This is a genomic window from Rhodoferax sp., from assembly GCF_028715765.1.
GTDB lineage: Bacteria > Pseudomonadota > Gammaproteobacteria > Burkholderiales > Burkholderiaceae_C > Rhodoferax.
Window position 1 is genome coordinate 1 of sequence record NZ_JAQURE010000014.1, and the last position, 16,835, is coordinate 16,835.

General features: G+C 57.0%; 15 protein-coding genes. 3 read left to right on the forward strand and 12 right to left on the reverse strand.

Translation table 11 applies throughout. The annotated features are described in order from the left end of the window. Positions 1-171 precede the first annotated feature (171 nt). Both mog and yjgA read right to left on the reverse strand, forming a co-directional pair. Complete coding sequence (gene mog, locus PHT20_RS06780) at positions 172-783, reverse strand: molybdopterin adenylyltransferase (protein WP_301019947.1); 612 nt, start codon at positions 781-783, stop codon at positions 172-174. A 5-nt stretch (positions 784-788) separates the two neighbouring features. Next, a complete protein-coding gene (yjgA, locus tag PHT20_RS06785) occupies positions 789-1,439 on the reverse strand; it encodes a ribosome biogenesis factor YjgA (protein WP_301019948.1) in 651 nt (216 codons plus the stop codon). 22 nt (positions 1,440-1,461) lie between these two features. Here yjgA and pmbA point away from each other — a divergent pair, with 22 nt between their 5' ends. Next, positions 1,462-2,889, forward strand: a complete 1,428-nt coding sequence (pmbA, locus tag PHT20_RS06790; protein WP_301019949.1) for a metalloprotease PmbA — start codon at positions 1,462-1,464, stop codon at positions 2,887-2,889. Positions 2,890-2,975: 86 nt separating this feature from the next. Here pmbA and PHT20_RS06795 read toward each other — a convergent pair whose 3' ends face one another. From PHT20_RS06795 to PHT20_RS06810, 4 genes are all read right to left on the reverse strand, one after another. Then, positions 2,976-3,734, reverse strand: coding sequence for an amino acid ABC transporter ATP-binding protein (locus PHT20_RS06795; RefSeq protein ID WP_300086707.1), 759 nt, complete (start codon positions 3,732-3,734; stop codon positions 2,976-2,978). Between the two features lie 69 nt (positions 3,735-3,803). Next, positions 3,804-4,907, reverse strand: coding sequence for an amino acid ABC transporter permease (locus PHT20_RS06800; protein ID WP_300086709.1), 1,104 nt, complete (start codon positions 4,905-4,907; stop codon positions 3,804-3,806). Positions 4,908-4,920: 13 nt separating this feature from the next. After that, positions 4,921-6,096: an ABC transporter permease subunit gene (locus PHT20_RS06805; RefSeq protein ID WP_301019950.1), complete on the reverse strand. Its 1,176-nt coding sequence runs from the start codon at positions 6,094-6,096 to the stop codon at positions 4,921-4,923. Between the two features lie 126 nt (positions 6,097-6,222). After that, a complete protein-coding gene (locus PHT20_RS06810; protein ID WP_301019951.1) occupies positions 6,223-7,257 on the reverse strand; it encodes an amino acid ABC transporter substrate-binding protein in 1,035 nt (344 codons plus the stop codon). 218 nt (positions 7,258-7,475) lie between these two features. Between PHT20_RS06810 and PHT20_RS06815 the strand changes: the two genes are divergently transcribed. Together PHT20_RS06815 and PHT20_RS06820 are read left to right on the forward strand one after the other, a co-directional pair. After that, positions 7,476-8,339: an ion transporter gene (locus PHT20_RS06815; protein ID WP_301019952.1), complete on the forward strand. Its 864-nt coding sequence runs from the start codon at positions 7,476-7,478 to the stop codon at positions 8,337-8,339. Positions 8,340-8,511: 172 nt separating this feature from the next. Beyond that, positions 8,512-9,702 (forward strand): serine hydrolase, encoded by a 1,191-nt coding sequence (locus PHT20_RS06820; RefSeq protein WP_301019953.1) that lies wholly within the window; start codon positions 8,512-8,514, stop codon positions 9,700-9,702. Between the two features lie 23 nt (positions 9,703-9,725). Here PHT20_RS06820 and PHT20_RS06825 read toward each other — a convergent pair whose 3' ends face one another. From PHT20_RS06825 to PHT20_RS06850, 6 genes are all read right to left on the reverse strand, one after another. Next, positions 9,726-11,531 carry an N-acetylglutaminylglutamine amidotransferase gene (locus PHT20_RS06825; protein WP_300085780.1) on the reverse strand — a complete coding sequence of 602 codons (1,806 nt, stop codon included), beginning with the start codon at positions 11,529-11,531 and terminating at the stop codon, positions 9,726-9,728. Continuing rightward, the gene (locus PHT20_RS06830; protein WP_300085783.1) at positions 11,531-12,835 is read right to left on the reverse strand and encodes a hypothetical protein; all 1,305 of its coding nucleotides are present in this window, start codon (positions 12,833-12,835) and stop codon (positions 11,531-11,533) included. The genes PHT20_RS06825 and PHT20_RS06830 overlap by 1 nt, the downstream gene beginning before the upstream one ends. Beyond that, entirely contained in the window at positions 12,835-13,284 is a 450-nt protein-coding gene (locus tag PHT20_RS06835) for an RNA-binding S4 domain-containing protein (RefSeq protein WP_300085786.1), read from the reverse strand. The genes PHT20_RS06830 and PHT20_RS06835 overlap by 1 nt, the downstream gene beginning before the upstream one ends. A gap of 9 nt (positions 13,285-13,293) precedes the next feature. Further along, complete coding sequence (locus PHT20_RS06840) at positions 13,294-13,830, reverse strand: glutathione peroxidase (RefSeq protein ID WP_300085818.1); 537 nt, start codon at positions 13,828-13,830, stop codon at positions 13,294-13,296. Between the two features lie 193 nt (positions 13,831-14,023). Next, on the reverse strand, positions 14,024-15,142 hold the full coding sequence (gene ribD, locus PHT20_RS06845; protein WP_300085789.1) for a bifunctional diaminohydroxyphosphoribosylaminopyrimidine deaminase/5-amino-6-(5-phosphoribosylamino)uracil reductase RibD: 1,119 nt from the start codon (positions 15,140-15,142) through the stop codon (positions 14,024-14,026). 96 nt (positions 15,143-15,238) lie between these two features. Beyond that, positions 15,239-16,831, reverse strand: a complete 1,593-nt coding sequence (locus tag PHT20_RS06850; protein WP_300085792.1) for an ATP-binding protein — start codon at positions 16,829-16,831, stop codon at positions 15,239-15,241. Positions 16,832-16,835: the final 4 nt, after the last annotated feature.

Consider the following 16,835-nt stretch of genomic DNA (forward strand, 5'->3'; position numbering starts at 1 on the left):
TAAAAATTCCATGGTGATCACCTTGTTTGCTCCTGCCTAAAAAGTAGGCAGCGCTAGTAAAACACCTGGCTCAGTTTTGGGGCGGCATAACCTCTAAAAGTGGCTCAGTTTTCGGTCGGCGGCAACATCAGGTGCCGTGGAGCAAAAATTTTGGCATTCGATGAACGCGCGTCATTGAAAAGTCCGAACCGCAGTTTTCGGCCTGAACGCCTTGCACACGGCTTCGTCTGTTTCAAGATACGGCCCACCAATCAGGTCGATGCAATAGGGCACGGCGGCAAATATGCCGGGGACAATCGATTGGCCTTCAGCGTTGCGCAGGCCTTCGAGCGTTTCTGAAATGGATTTGGGTTGACCCGGCAGGTTGATGATCAGGCTGTTGTGGCGAATCACCGCCACTTGGCGCGACAAAATGGCGGTGGGCACAAAATTCAAGCTGATTTGCCGCATTTGCTCGCCAAATCCTGGCATTTCTTTGTGCGCCACGGCCAGCGTGGCCTCGGGGGTGACATCTCGCAACGCCGGCCCTGTGCCACCAGTGGTCAGCACCAGGGCACAACCGGCATCCACCAGTTCAATCAAGGCAGCGGAAATAGCTGCTTGCTCGTCAGGGATCAGGCGTGGTTGAAATTGCAACGGGTTTTTAAGTGCACGACTTAACCATGATTGAAGTGCCGGCAAGCCCTTGTCAACGTATACGCCAGCAGAGGCACGGTCACTGACCGACACAATGCCAATTTTTATGGGAGGGTAGGGGTTGGGGGTGAGAGTGAGAGTGCTCATGGCGATCAGGCTTCATGGCTGGGGTTGAACACAGTTGCTTCGGGTTCGCGCAGGGGCACCGCACTCAGCGCTTCGCGCACAAGTTGAAAAATTTCACGGTAAGCGCGGCCATGGCGCACGGCGGTACCGGGCTTTTCAGGTTGGGCATCTTTGCGTGCCTGGCGGGTCAAGGCACGCAGTTGCTGGGTGTCGCAGCCAGGGTTCAGGTTGATCCACTGGGCAACAGCGTCTTCGTCGGAAATCAGGCGGTCGCGCCAGACTTCGGCCTGATGCAGCGCCAGTTTTTCGGCATTGGAACCATTGGCTTGTTCGTCTAGCGCTTTTTTGACGGCTTCCAACACCTCGGGTTCGAGTTTGCGCATCATCTTGCCGATGTACTGCATCAGGCGGCGTTTGCCTTCAAAGTTGGTGATGCGCTTGGCCTCTGCAATGGCATCCTGGAGTTTTTCAGACAATTCCAGTCGCGCCAGCAAATCTGGCCGCAGGGTCAGCAGTTCTACACCCAGTTTTTGTAACTCGGTGCTTTCGCGTTTCAGATCGGTGCGGCTTTGCTCGTCGGTGCCTTTGAGCTCGGCTTTGAGCTCAATATCGCGTTCGCTGCCCTCGGCTACGAACTCACCGCGGACAAAATAGCCTTTTTTAAGTTTTCTTGACATAGCCAAGTATCATAGCTGCGCCATGAAAAAATCCAACTCACCTTCTTCCAAATCGTCCGCATTGCGTGCGACTGCCTCCACTCTTTCTCAAGCTGAACAAGGTTTTGCCTACAGCCGCACTTTTTTTGAAGGTTTGGTGGACAGCGCGCTGGCGCATGCCAAAAAGCTTGGAGCCACTGATGCCGCTGCTCACGCCAGCGAGGGCTGTGGCCTGAGCGTGTCGGCGCGCTTGGGTGAACTTGAAAATGTGGAGCGCAACCGCGACAAGTCACTGGGCATCACCGTGCATGTGGGGCTGCGCCGGGGCAACGCCAGCACATCCGATTTCTCAGAGGCTGCCATTGCACAAACCGTGGAAGCGGCGTTTGACATTGCCCGCTTCACTGCGGAAGACCCGTTTTCAGCCTTGCCCGATGTGGCAGACATTGCCCAGCCGGCTGAGCAGCGCAGTGATCTTGAGTTGTTTTTCCCCTGGGACATCACCAGCACTCAAGCAGCGCAGTTGGCTTTGCAAACCGAGGCCGCTGCCATGGCGGTTGACAAGCGCATTACCAACAGCGAGGGCGCCGCTGTGTCGGCACAGCAGTCGCATTTTTTCACCGCGCACACGCACGGCTTTCGGGGCGGCTACGCCAGCTCGCGCCACTCTATATCGGTCTCGCCCATTGCGGGCAAGGGCGACGACATGCAGCGCGATTATTGGTACAGCTCGCAGCGCGATGCGGCTCAATTGGCCTCGCCCGAGGCAGTAGGCCGCTATGCGGCAGAGCGCGCATTGAGCCGCCTGCAGGCTCGCAAGTTGGCCACCACCGAATGCCCGGTGTTGTTTGAGTCGCCCTTGGCCGCTGGCTTGTTGGGCAGCTTGGTGCAAGCCCTCAGTGGCGGCGCACTGTACCGCAAAAGCAGTTTTTTAATGGACAGTTTGGGCAAGCAAGTGTTGCCTAAACACATTGATATTGCAGAAGACCCGTTTGTCAAACGCGGCAAAGGCAGCTCTCCGTTTGACGATGAAGGCGTGCGCGTACACGCCCGTAGCGTGGTAGAGGCGGGCAAAGTGCAAGGTTACTTTTTGGGCAGCTACTCGGCTCGCAAATTGGGCATGAAAACCACTGGCAATGCTGGCGGCTCACACAACCTGACGCTGATCTCGCGCCTGACGCAACCAAGCGATGATCTGGATGCCATGCTGGCGAAGCTGGGCACAGGTTTGTTTGTGACCGAGCTGATGGGCAGCGGCATGAACCCGGTCACGGGCGACTATTCTCGTGGTGCCAGCGGGTTTTGGATCGAAAAAGGCCGCATTGCCTACCCGGTGCACGAGATCACGGTGGCTGGCAACATGCGCCAGATGCTCAAAGACATCGTCGCGGTAGGGGCCGACAGCTACAACTATGGTGCCAAAACCGTGGGTTCAATCTTGCTCAAGCGGATGAAAGTGGCTGGGAGCTAAATCTGCCTGTAACGCTTTTCAAATAAGCGTTAGAAGCTATGTTTAGCATAGCTACTCGCAAGTTGGCTGAAATTGAATTGGGCAGTTCAATGCCCCAAAATCTTCGACAAAAAGTCTTTGCTGCGGTCGCTTTGCGGATTGTTGAAGAAATCGTGCGGGTTGTTTTGTTCGACGATTTGCCCCTGATCCATAAAGATCACTCGGTCGGCCACGGCTTTGGCAAAGCCCATTTCGTGCGTCACGCACAGCATGGTGATGCCTTCGTCAGCCATGGCAATCATCACGTCCAGCACTTCTTTGATCATTTCAGGGTCAAGTGCGCTGGTGGGTTCATCAAACAGCATGATTTTGGGCCTGAGACACAGCGCGCGGGCAATGGCTACACGCTGCTGCTGGCCGCCTGAGAGTTGCAGCGGATATTTGCCCGCTTGCTCGGCAATGCGCACCCTTTTGAGTTGCATCATGGCTTTTTCTTCAGCCTCTTTTTTGGGCATCTTGCCGACCCACATGGGTGACAACGTCAGGTTTTCCAGCACGGTCAGGTGTGGAAACAGATTGAATTGCTGGAACACCATGCCGACTTCTTTGCGCACGGCATCAATGGCTTTGACATCGTCACTGAGTTCGGTGCCGTCCACAACCAGACGGCCTTGTTGGTGCTCTTCAAGTCGATTGATGCAGCGAATGAGGGTGGATTTGCCCGAGCCAGAAGGCCCGCAAATCACAATGCGCTCGCCTTTGGCCACACTGAGGTCAATGTCGCGCAGCACATGAAAACTGTTGCCGTACCACTTGTTGACCTTGTCAAACGTGATGATGGGGGAGGGGGTAGAAGTTTCAGCCATGATTGTTCCAGTTTTAATCAGTTGAGGACAGAGCAAATTTGCTTCTCAAATCTTGGTCTGTCCCGCAAGTTATCTAAGTTTGCTCTTGTTGACTTGCGTTTCTACCCAATGGCTATAGCGCGACATCGAGAAACAAAACACAAAGTAAATCAACGCGATGAAAAAATAGCCTTCAATGGTGAAGGGGCGCCAGTCGGCATCAGAGTTCAGCGCCAGACTCATGGCGCCGGTGAGTTCGTACAAGCTCACGATGGTCACCAACGAGGTGTCTTTGAAAGTGGAAATAAAGTTGTTCATGATGCCTGGCACCACCATGGCCAAAGCTTGTGGCAACACAATCTTGCGCTGGGTTTGCCAGTAGCTCAAGCCCAGCGTGGCCGCCGCCTCCACCTGACCTTTGGGCACGGCTTGCAAGCCACCACGAATCACCTCGGCAGAATAAGCCGCTGCAAACAGCGTGATGCCCACCAGCACCCGCACCAGCACATCAATCTTGACATCGGGTGGCATGAACAGCGGAAACATGAACGAGGCCATGAACAGCACTGAGATCAGCGGCACGCCCCGAATCAATTCGACATAAATGGTGCAGAAACTGCGAATGGCAGGCAAATTGGAGCGCCGCCCCAAGGCAATCAGCAAGGCCAACGGGAATGACATCACCAGCGACAGCGAAGCCAACAAAATCGTCAGGGGCAGCCCACCCCAGCGATCCGTCTCAACCTTGCTCAAGCCCAAGGTGTTGCCATACATCAAGGCAAAAAACAGACTCAAGATGACCACCCACAGCACAGGCAGCCAGGCTTTCCAGGCCATGCGCATGCAGCTAAACACCAGCAAACCCACCAGCAACGTGGTCGCAATCAGTGGCCGCCATTGCTCATCAAAGGGATAGCGGCCAAAGAGGATGACGCGGTATTTTTCGGCAATTACGCCCCAGCAAGCACCGGCTCCTTCAGCGCGACAGGCTTCAAAACTGGGCACCCACACGGCTTTGATCAACGCCCAGTTCAAGATTTGCGGCAGCAGCCAGAGCAAGACACTGCCAATCACCAAGGTGGCCAGCGAGGTTTTCCAGTCGCCAAACAAGTTGGTTTTGACCCAGGCCACCGGGCCTTCGGTGTTGACCGGTGCTGGGCGTGGGGCAATCGGTTGAAAAACGGTTGTGTTCATTGTGTCTTTCATCTCAGCGCTCCTTGATGGCCGAGCGGCTGTTGTACCAATTCATCAGCAAGGCGGTTCCCAAAGATGTGATCAGGTAAACCAGCATGACGATTGAAATGCATTCCACCGCACGCCCGGTTTGGTTGAGCGCGGTGTTGGCAATCGACACCACATCAGGGTAGCCAATGGCCACCGCCAAGGATGAGTTTTTGGTCAGGTTCAGGTACTGGTTGGTCAGCGGCGGAATGATCACCCGTAGCGCTTGTGGCAGCATGACCAACTGCATTTCTTGAGCTTTGTTCAACCCCAAGGCGGAAGCAGCTTCGCTTTGACCGCGTGCCACTGAGGCAATGCCACCCCGCACCACTTCGGCGATGAATGACGCAGTGTAGAGCGTGAGCCCCATCAGCACGGCCATGAATTCAGGTGTGAGCGCGCCCCCTTGCTCGACTGAAAATTCACCCCGAAACGGATAGTTGAATTCAGTGGGTGCGCCACCCAAAGCCCAGCCCGCCACGCTGGTCAGCAACACAATCAGCAGCGGCATCACCACCAGACTGCGCGCTTGACCCGTGGCCTCAAACTTTGATACGGCCCAACGACGGTAAAACCAACCCAGCAGCACGCCCGGTAACAGACCGTAAGCGGCCCAGAGTTGCCCGGTTTGCCACACCGGAATGGGGTAGTTGATGCCGCCTTTGCTCAAAAAGAAATGTCCCACTTGCCAGGCCTCTGAAGTGGCTGGCAACACCTCGGTCATGATCACGTACCACATCAGCAACTGCAGCAGCACCGGAATGTTGCGGAAAAATTCAACGTAACTCAGACAAAGCCCACGCACCAAGGCATTGCGTGAAAAGCGCCCAACACCGAGCAAGGTGCCCAGCACGGTGGCCAAAATGATGCCCAGCACTGCCACCCGCAGCGTGTTCGTGACACCCACCAAAAATGCCTGCCAATAAGGTTGTGATGAGTCAAAAGGGTAAAGGCTCTCACCAATGTCAAAGCCAGCAGCTTGGCTTAAAAAGTCAAAACCGCTTTGAATGCCACGCACCCGCATGTTGGTCAGGGTGTTGTGAGCCAAATACCAGACCATGGCACCAATGAGTGCCACGGCGATGACTTGGTAGATCAGCCCGCGGAAGGCCTGGCTGCGCCAGGTCCAGTTATTTTTTGGGGGAGGAAGGTTTGATTTCATTGTGCTCGAGGCCATGTGGCGGCTGATAAAGACACATCAAAGGCATCGACTTGGATGCCTGAATGCAAAACGCCGCTTGATTCGCTCGTGGCGACATCAGGCGGCGCTTTTGCGCGGGTAGTTGAATTAACGCACCGGGTAGGCGTACATCAAGCCGCCTTTGTTCCACTGGTTGTTAACACCACGCGGCAAGCCCAAAGGTGATTTGGGGCCGACATTGCGTTCAAAAATCTCACCGTAATTGCCGGTGGCCTTGATGGCATTGGCCATCCAGTCGCGGCTCAAGCCCAGCAGTTTGCCTGTGTCTTCAGAGCTACCCAAAATACGTTGCACCACAGGGTCTTTGCTGGTGGCTTTGAGCGCCAGCACGTTGTCTTGGGTGATGCCATATTCTTCAGCTTCAATCAAGCCGTAGATGGTCCATTTGACAATGGCAAACCACTCATCATCACCCCGGCGCACCATCGGGCCCAGGGGCTCTTTGGAAATCAGCTCAGGCAAAATGATGTGTTCTTTGGGGTCTTTGGCCACTTTGTTGCGGGTCGATGCCAAGCCAGAGGCGTCGGTGGTGTAGGCAATGCAACGACCAGTGAAGTAGGCGTTTTCAGCAGCTTCAAGCTTCTCAAACACCACCGGTTTGATGTTCAGGCCGTTGGCTTTGGAATAGTCGGTGAGGTTTTTCTCAGTGGTGGTGCCAGATTGCACGCACACGGTTTGACCTTTGAGCTGCTTGGCGCTTTTGATCTTGCTCTTGACCGGCACCATGAAGCCTTGGCCGTCGTAATAGGTGACCGCAGTGGCGTTCATGCCCAAAGAGGCATCACGGGTCAAGGTGAAGGTGGTGTTGCGCGATAGCACATCCACTTCGCCAGACTGCAGTGCCGTAAAGCGCTGCTGGGCATTCAACGGCACATATTTCACTTTTTCGGGATCGCCCAAGGTGGCGGCAGCCATTGCGCGGCACATGTCAACATCCAGACCACTCCATTTACCGGCCGAATCAGCCGCACCGAAACCGGCCAGGCCGGTATTGACGCCACACACCACTTGACCACGGGCTTTGATGCCGTCGAGCGTTTTACCAGCGTGCACCGGCAAGGCAGCCAAAGTCCCCAAGGCGGCTGCAACGACAGCCAGTGTTTTTACTTGATTGATGCGCATGTTTTTTAGACTCCAGTTGATGAAAAAAATAATGTTGAGGCCTGTCAGGGCTGCGTCAACAAGGCTGTCACTTTACCAGTACGCTCAACCGCACTTGCTACGGGTTTACGCTTGAACGGTATGCGTTTTGCTCATAAGCTTATCGACTTTGGTAAGTGCTGTGATTTAAGCAGTTTCCATGCCATCATCACGGTTCATGAATTATTTGTTACATCACCATGTCCAACATCCATAACCATTTGGGCAAGCCGCTGACCGGCTGGCGCTTGCGTGTTTACACCATTATTTTTGAGGCGGATACCCGTGCAGGCCGCTGGTTTGACCAAGCGTTGATTGCCATCATTTTGGCCAGTGTGGCGGTGGTGATTGCCGACAGCGTGCAGGGCATCAGCGCGCGTTTTCACCAAGAACTGTATGTGGCGGAATGGTTGTTCACGCTGATTTTTACGCTCGAATACATGGCCCGGCTGGTGTGTGTGCGCCATCCGCTGCGCTACGCTTTGAGTTTTTACGGCTTGATTGACCTGCTGGCGCTGTTACCCACCTATCTGGCGCTGTTGTTTCCCGAAGTGGCGGTGCTGATTGATGTGCGCATCTTGCGGCTGCTGCGGGTGTTTCGGGTGTTCAAGCTCACTGCTTATGTGTCTGAATTTCAGACGATTGGTTTGGCGCTGCAAGCCAGCCAGCGCAAGATCATGGTGTTTTTGGCAGCGGTGATGATGATTGTGCTGGTGATTGGCACGCTGATGTATGTGGTGGAGGGGCCGGCCAATGGCTACACCAGCATTCCCGTGTCAATCTACTGGGCCATCACCACCATGACCACGGTGGGTTTTGGTGACATCACTCCCAAAACCGATGTGGGTCGGCTGATTGCATCCATGATGATGTTGCTAGGTTGGGGCACCTTGGCGGTGCCCACTGGCATTGTCACGGCTGAGATGGCGTATGCACGCCAAACCCCCACCACCACCCGCACCTGCCAGGAATGCTTGACCGAAGGCCACATGCCTGATGCCAATTTTTGCCGCCAATGTGGGGCACGGCTGCCAGACTACGAGCATGACGAACGAGCTGGCTGATGATCTGGTCTGCCCTCCTTGGGCAGAATCCATGCGTTCCGCATTCTGGCTGTCAGGACAATTGACTGCGTCATAAGTTGCTATGCTTTTTATTAATTTTTTAATGCATGCTTTAGGTCTTTAGCGCATATAAATAAAGCACAGACAGCTATCAAATTAACTTAAAAACCCTATGAATTTAAACCAAGTTCCCTCTGAAGAAATCGGCCTTGACGCCGCCCGCTTGCAGCACTTGATGGCGCTGTTGCAGTCTGAAGTTGCGCAAAAACGCCTGCCTGGCGCGGTGGCTGTGGTGGCGCGGCACGGCCAGTTGGCACTGCTTGACTGCGTCGGGCAGTGCAACCCGGTCAGTGGCTCAGCCATGACGTTAGATGCCCGGTTTCGCATTTATTCCATGACCAAACCGATTGTCTCGGTCGCCGCCATGATGCTGATGGAGCGCGGGCAGCTGTTGCTGGCGCACCCGGTGTCGCGCTATTTGCCAGAATTTGGTGCGCAGCAGGTTGCTACTTTGGTGAATGGCACGTTGCAGGTGCAAAACGTCAGCAAAGCCGCCACCGTGCACGACTTGCTGCGCCACACCGCTGGCATGACCTATGAATTTTTGGGGTCCAGCCCGGTGCAACGCCAATACACCCAGTTGCGCATCGGCGCCAGAGAGCGCAGTTTGACTGACTTCACCCAGCAACTGGCTGGCCTGCCGCTGGTGTGCGAGCCCGGCACAGCGTTTGAATACAGCCGTGCCACCGATGTGCTGGGGCGGGTGATTGAGGTGGTCAGTGGTCAGCCGCTGGCAGACTTTTTACAAGCGCACATTTTTGAACCCCTGGGCATGACGCACACCGCGTTCCATGTGGAAGATGCGCACCATGACCTGATTGCCGAGCCCTTTGCCCGCGATCCTGATGGTGGCGTACAAATGCGGGTGATGGATGTGCGCGCGCCCGCGGCGCTGGCCTCAGGGGGTGGTGGTTTGACCTCTACTGCCATGGACTACGCCCGGTTTTTGCAGTGCTTGTTGAGCCGGGGGCGCATGCCCGGGGGGCAACTGCTGGCGCCGCGCACAGTAGATTTCATGACCGCTGACCATTTGGGCAACTTACCGGTGTTCAGTGCCGGGTCACAAGCCTTGCTGCCCGCGGGGCACGGCTTTGGTTTGGGTTTTGCCGTGCGCCGGCAGCTGGGCGGTGCACCAGTGCCGGGCTCACCGGGCACTTATTTCTGGGGCGGTTTGGCGGGCACCACGTTTTTTGTCGACCCAGCGCTGGACTTGTTTGGCATTTTGATGCTGCAAGCCCCCAACCAGCGGGAGTACTACCGCATGCTGTTCAGAAGCTTGGTCTATGCCGCAGTGCTGGACTGAAGTCGCCGTGGGTTACACACGAGTCAAATGCTGGCAAATGTGACCGCACCATCCACATGCACCTGCAGCCACCACTCCAGCAGCGCCAGGTGCCACAATTTGCTGCCGTTGATGCGGGTGAAGTGCTCGGGGGCTTCGGGGTTGGCCAGCAGTTTTTCAACATAGTCGCGTTGGTAAAGGCCGCGTTGAATGCAGGCTTGCGACGTCAAGATGTTGCGCATCAAGTCCAAAAACGAGCCGCGCACATATTTGAGCGCAGGCACTGGAAAATAGCCTTTGGGGCGGTCAATGACGGCATCGGGAACGAGCCCGCGTGAGATGGCTTTGAGCGGAAACTTGCCACCTTCTTTGAGTTTGAGCGCGGGGGGCATCTGGGCCGCCAGTTCCACCAGTTCGTGGTCTAAAAACGGTGTGCGCACCTCCAGGGCCCAAGCCATCGGCATGTTGTCAACGCGCTTGACCGGGTCGTCCACAATCAGCGTGGTGGCATCCAGCCGCCACACCTGGTCTAAAAATTCATCGGCCTCGGGCTTGCCCAGCTCGGCGGCAATCAGGGCTGAGGTGACATCGTCCACCGCAAACGCGGGGGCGATCATTTGCCGGTATTCAGCATGGTCGCGGTCAAAGTAATTTTGGCTGAAGCGCTCTAGTGGTGTGCCTAGGCTGCTATTCATTTTGGGGTACCAAAAATAGCCGCCAAAAACTTCGTCAGCCCCTTGGCCGCTCATCACCACCTTGACATCTTTCGACACCCGCTCCGCCAGCAAATAAAACGCAATCACATCGTGGCTGACCATCGGCTCAGTCATTTGCGCCACGGCCTCGGGCAGGCGCGCCATGACCTCGATGTTGGGAATGCTGTACTTGTGATGGCGGGTGTGAAAGTGCTTGGCAATGTGGTCTGAAAACTCGAATTCGTCGGCTTTTTCAGCCCCCGCACCCAGGTCTTCAAAGCCAATGGAGAAGGTGCGCAGGTCTTTCACCTGATCCGCCAACAAGCCCACCAGCAAGCTCGAATCCAGCCCGCCCGACAGCAGCACACCCACCGGCACGTCTGCCGCCAACAGGCGGCGTTGCACACTGGCGCGCAGCAGGCTGCGGGTGGCCTCCAGCCATTGCGACTCGGTCAAAGGGGTGGCAGGGCGGGTGGCATTCAAGCGCCAGTACACCTGCTCGACCTGGCTGCCGTCTGGGTTCAGCAGCAGGGTGCTGGCGGGTGCCAGCTTGCGCACACCTTTCAAGAGCGTGCGCGGTGCCGGCACCACGGTGTGCAGAGTGAAATGGTGGTGCAGCGCCACCGGGTCAATGGCTGTGTCCACCCCGCCGCCGGCCAGCAAGGCCGGCAAGCTGGAGGCAAAGCGCAGGCGCTGGCTGGTGGTGTTGAGGTAGAGCGGTTTGATGCCAAAACGGTCACGCGCCAAAAACAATTGGCCGCTGCGTTGATCCCAAATGGCAAAGGCAAACATGCCCTTGAAGCGCGTCACACACTGGTCGCCCCAGGCGTGGTAGGCCTTCAAAATCACTTCACTGTCGCCCTCTGAGAAAAAGCGGTAGCCCATTGCCGCCAACTCGGTGCGCAAGTCGCGGTAGTTGTAAATGGTGCCGTTGAACACCAGGGCCAGCTGCAGCGCCGCGTCGACCATGGGTTGGTGTGCGTGGGCAGACAGGTCAATGATGGCCAAGCGCCGGTGGCCAAATGCCAACGCGCCGTCTTGGTAGCTGCCAGCATGGTCAGGCCCGCGCCGCGCCAAGCTGTCAGACATGCGGCTGATAGCCGCCATGTCAGGGGCATGGCCATCAAAGCGCAGTTCGCCGCACAGGCCGCACATCAGGCAGCCTCCGGGTCGGGCACCACAATCACCGGGGCAAAACCGCCACCCTGGGTGCGAAAGTTGGTGGTTTGCCCAGCGTACATGCGTGCCGCCAGCAGTTGCACCTGACCACCGTAGGTGTAGGCGCGAATGTCAAACTTCAAATCGGTAGGCACGCCATCAACCTCGACCATGCGGCCACTGGGTGGCACCAGCGCTTGCGCCACAAAGTCGCTCTCCAAAATGTCACCCCACACGCGTTTGGTGAGTTTGTCGCCACGGTAAGCAGCTTTGGCACCAAAGCCGGCCACCGGTTTGAAAAACAAGTTGCGCCGCTGTGCCCACAGCTCATCCGCCCGCTCATGCGTCACCAACCGGGTGGCGGGCACGCTGCCAGCCAGCAGCGCGCGATCTGCCGTCGAGGCACCCCAGGCCAACAGCAGCTCGTCTTGGCTTAAAGCAATCAGGTTGCGCTTGTCGGCCAGCAAGGCATGGGCGCGCGGGTGCGGGGTCAGCACCACGGCATTGGTTTCATGCGCCTGGCGCAAGGCCAAGTGGGCGGGGTCGGTGAGGTAGAAGTCGGTCAAGCGGTTGTAGACCATGTCCACCACTTGCCCCTGGTGCATCAGCTTGCCGTGCTGCCAGCTTAAAGCGCTGGGGTCGGCCACGGCGGCGCGTAGGCCATGCTGGGCAAACAGCTGGCGAAACAGTTCAAACTCGGGAGCTAAATATTGGTTGGTCGGGTCAGTGTCCACAATCAGCACCGAGCGCCAGGGCAGGGTACCGCGCTGCAGACGCCACTCAGCGGCAAACATGCCAAAGATGTCTTGCCGCAACACATCGCGCCGGGCGGTTGAGGCAAAAGCCCAGTTCAGGTCTTCACAGCAGGCCTCTTGCGCGCGCGCCAGTGCCACGTTGAGCAGCAGGCCACCGGCGTTGGTGTTGACCTCAATCAGCTGCGGCCCTTGTGCGCTGAGGTGAAAGTCGTAGCCCATGCACGCCCCCAGCGGCCCCAAGTTGTGCTGGGCTGAAGCGTCAGCCCTGGACAAGGCTTGCACTTGGTAGCCGGGCAGGGTGGCCACGCGCTCAATGGCGGCCACTGTGGCGCTGATTTGCTGCTGCACAGCCTTGGCGATGAACACCACAGTGGCAGAAAACAAATGCGGCCGGGTTTGGCTGAGGTGGCTCATCAGCCCTTGCAGGCTGGGCTCGCTTTCAAGCTGTTCACGCAAGCGCTCGGTGTTCAAGGTGCGACAAAAGCAGTCGCGGTTCAAACTCTCGGCTGTCGCCAGGGCAGCGGTGGCAGTAGAAATAGAGGTCATCACCAGGTGGGAAAGGTTGGATGGGGCGGGCGGGGTGCGTCAACGGAGGCGCTCCAGCGCTCGTTCCATTGTCCACCGCGCAGTTTTTCAGTGTCGCGGCGGTCACGTTTGGTGGGGCGGCCTTGGGTCAAGGCCAAAGCGGGCTCGGGCGCCAAGCGGCGTTGTTCTGCGGCTTGCTGGCGCAGCTGCACCGACTGCACCGTTTCTTGGTAAAGCAGCGCGGCTTGAGGTGCTGGACCGCGCTTGTCGCTGACAGCGAGCACGGTCACGGTGCGGGTGACTTGACCCGTGCGGCAGGCCACCAGGTCGCCCGCTTTGACTTCACGCGCGGGTTTGACGGCCACGCCGTTGACGAGCACCCGACCTTTGTCAATCTCCTCGCTGGCCAAGCTGCGGGTTTTGTAAAACCGTGCCGCCCACAGCCATTTGTCGATGCGCAGTTTGTCCATTAACGCTTTTTACAGCAATTTTTCAATGGCTGAGACCAAGCTGCCGCTTTGCGGTCCGGTCAAGCTGCTGTAGCTGTCGACCACCCGGCCATTGCGGTCGATCAGGTATTTGTAAAAATTCCACTGCGGGGTTTTGCCGGTGGCTTTGGCCAGGTCTTGGTAGAGCGGGTTGCTGTTGGCACCGGAAACCACAGATTTGGAAAACATGGGGAACTTGACGGCGTAGGTGTTGTAGCAAAAATCGGCAATTTCTTTGTCGCTGCCAGGCTCTTGTTTGCCAAAGTCGTTGGACGGAAAGCCCAGCACCACCAAGCCTTTGTCTTTGTAGGTGGCGTACAGCGCTTCCAGCCCTTCATATTGCCCGGTGAAGCCGCAAAAGCTGGCGGTGTTGACCACCAGCACCACCTTGCCGGCGTATTGGCACAAGTTTTGTGGCGCTTCGTCTTGCAGCCGGTTGAAGGTGTGTTTCAGCAGGGCGGGGCAGCTTGCCGGTGCCACGCTTGGGCTGGTGGCCGTGCTGGCGGGCGGGTTGGGCGTGGCAGCCATGCTGACAGTGCCGCCCCAAAAAGCCAGTAACAAACCAGCCAGGCGCAAAGGTTGAATGTTCATAGAGGTGATGTGGGGTTGAAAAAAGAGGATTTGAGTCTAGCGATTTGCGCTAAAACTTGCTTTGGGGAGGTTGGCTTAAGGCTCAGCTTGACCTCATGGATGCAAAAATTGCAACTGCATCGTTGAAAGATCACTTCACCCACCGCGCCACCAGCCGCACATCTGGCCCGATTTGCGTCAGGCTTTGGATATTCAATTGCACAGCGTCGTCAAGCGTGGCGAGCGGGCCAAAATGCGCCATGCCGGCACCAGCGCCGAGCAGCTTGGGTGCCAGGTAAATCAAAAATTCGTCCACCAAGCCTTCGCGAATGAACGAACCGTTGAGCTTGAAACCAGCTTCGACATGCAGCTCGTTGATTTCACGCTGGGCCAGGTCGTGCAACATGGCCTTGAGGTCAACTTTTGAGCCGCTCTCCGGCGTGGCGCCAGGCCGGTAAATGACTTGTGCGCCACGTGCTTCAAGGGCCAATTTTTTAGCATCATTTTGGACTGCAGCGTAGATCAATAAAGCACGACCAGCTATGAAAAGCGCAGCATCCAGCGGTGTTTCCAGGCGGCTATCCACCACCACCAGTGTGGGTTGGCGGGGGGTGTTGACCAGCCGCACATCCAGCTTGGGGTTGTCTGCCAGCACCGTGCCAATGCCGGTGAGCACGGCACAGGCGCGTGCGCGCCAGGCGTGGCCGTCGGTGCGGGCGGCGCTTGAAGTGATCCATTGGCTCAGGCCATTGGGCAGTGCGGTGTGGCCGTCCAAAGAGGCCGCCATCTTCATGCGCACCCAGGGCAATTGGCGTGTCATGCGGCTGAAAAAGCCAATGTTCAGCTCCAGGGCTTGAATCGTTAACGGGTCGGTTTCAGGCCATAGCACCACCGCCACGCCCGCTGCCCGCAGCCGCTCCAAACCCTGCCCCGCCACCAACGGGTTGGGGTCGGTGTGCAAGCACACCACTTTTTCAATGCCGGCAGCAATCAGGGCATCGCAGCACGGGCCGGTGCGCCCCTGGTGCGCGCAAGGCTCAAGCGTGACGTAAGCGGTGGCGCCTTGTGGCGACGCGCCCTGGGCGGCAGCGTCGCGCAAGGCCATGATTTCGGCATGCGCCTGCCCCGCGCGCTGGGTGTGGCCTTGCCCAATCACCTGGCCTTGGCGGGATGTGAGCACACAACCCACGTGCGGGTTGGGCGCGGTGAGGTAGAGGCTTTGCTCTGCCAGGCGCAGGGCTTGTTCCAGGAAAAGGCGGGTTTGCGGCATGAAAGGCTTTGCGTACGGATGGGAATAGTTTTTAGAAAATGCTGAATTTTTATATAAGAAATCAGCCTCTAGCGCTTACTGGATAAGCGTAAGAAGCTAGCTTATTTGTAGCGTTTCAACCTCAAAACCAACGATATTGCGGCTGGCTTTGCTGAACTCCACGCCAATCAGGTGTACCGGTTCGCCCCGGCTCATGAATTTTTCAAAGTAGCGCATGTCTTTGATTTGCTGCAAAGCCTTGCCCGCCGGGTTCAACTCCACCACTTTGAATTCAAACAAAAACACTTGGCCGTTGAACAGCACGGTCATGTCGATGCGACCCACGTTGGTGGCCTCTTCAAGCTGTATGTCCAGCCCTAACGCAGCAAAGTAGCTGTAGAAGATGCTGGCGTAATAGCCCTCAAAGTGGCTCAACTCGTTTTTGCGGTACCAGTCATTGGCAATGCTGGCGTAGAAGGCGTGAAAAAGGGCTTTGAGGCCAGCAAAGTCTGGCTTGGCCAACAGTTTGTAGAGCTTGCTCAGATGTTGCCCCGGCCCGGCCAGGCTGCCTGTGAGGCTTTGCAGCAGGCTGTTGTTCAGGGCTGACTGCACTTCAAGGTTGGGGTATTTGAGCGTGAGCTCCATTTGCCCAGGCACCTGCCAGACCTCGGCAATGGTCAGGTAACCCGCCTGAAACATCAGCGCCTCGACCGGGATGTTGTCCACATCAAAGGTTGACAGCAACGCCTCTGAGGCCACGATGCGGCTCAAATCGGGTGTGAACTGCTGGCGCTGTTGCAGCAGCTTGATCAAAAACGTGGGTGTACCGGTCTCGAACCAGTGTGGGCGAATTTGCCGGGTGCGAAACAGCTGCAGCAAGCCAAACGGGTTGTAGACCGGTGTGCCCAGCCAGTTGTAGCCGTTGTACCACTGGCGAATCTGCTCCCGGTCAAGCCCGGGCAGCTCTGGGGCAAACACGCTGTCGACATCTGCGTCGGTGTAGCCGCAAATGGCGCTGTAGCGTTCGTCCAAAGTGATGTCTGTCAGGTTGTTCAAGCCCGAAAACAGGCTGACTTTGCTGAACTTGCTCACCCCCGTCAAAAAGACAAACTTCAAATGCTCGTCAGAGCCTTTGAGCACCGAGTAGAGGTTTTTAAGCCCCTCGCGCATTTCCAGGGCGGCGGCACTGTGCTCGATGTTGTCCAGAATCGGCTTGTCGTATTCGTCAATCAGTACCACGGCACGCTGGCCGGTTTTTTGGTGGGCTTGGGCAATGAGTTCGCTCAATTGCCCCCCAAGGCTTTGGTGCGTGCAGACCACACCCAGTCGACGCTGGTTGTCGAGCAATATTTCACCGATGCGCTGGTTCAACTCTGTGCGGGTTTTCAGCACACCATCACCCAAACTGATGCGAATCACCGGGTAGGTTTGCGACCAGTCCCAGCCGGTTTCAGCGACCAGCCCCTTGAACAGCGCCTGGTTGCCTTCAAACATCTCGCGCAGCGTGTCCAGAAACAGGCTTTTACCGAAGCGGCGCGGGCGGCTTAAAAAGTAGTACTTACCTTCATTTGCCAGGCGGATCGCGAACCCGCTTTTGTCCACGTAATAGTGGCCTTCCCCAATGATTTCAGAAAAAGTCTGAATGCCAATGGGCAGCTTACGCCGGGGCGGTGCGGCAAAGGCCGTGGCCAGGGTGGATGAGGGTGGCATGGTG